This is a genomic window from Dellaglioa sp. CoH-56-MRSF-12 (assembly GCF_056782075.1).
On the sequence record NZ_JBXAYD010000145.1, the window covers coordinates 1 to 248 of the forward strand.

The 248-nt window shown below is 71.8% G+C and carries 1 protein-coding gene; it reads left to right on the top strand.

Features of this window, described 5'->3' with window-relative positions; all coding sequences use genetic code 11:
* Positions 1 to 246, top strand: a 246-nt coding sequence (locus tag AC1RPY_RS08100; RefSeq protein ID WP_481763170.1) for a hypothetical protein, incomplete at its 5' end; no start/stop codon positions are given.
* Between the last annotated feature and the right edge of the window lie 2 nt (positions 247 to 248).

Sequence of the window (248 nt, forward strand, 5' to 3'; positions counted from 1 at the left end):
GTTCCGCGGCTCGCCGGAGTGCTGTCCTGGAGCTATCTGAGCGCGATGGCGATCCTCAGCTTCGCCGGAACGCTGTTCGGCCTGCCGTCCTGGCTGGTCGACCACACACCGCTGACGGCGACGCCCCGGCTGCCGGGAGTGGCGTTCGACGGGGTCCCGCTGGCGATCCTGGCGGGGGTCGCGGTCGTCCTGTGGGTGGTCGGCCTCATCGCGTTCCGCCGCCGGGACCTGGCGGTGGACGCGTAGAT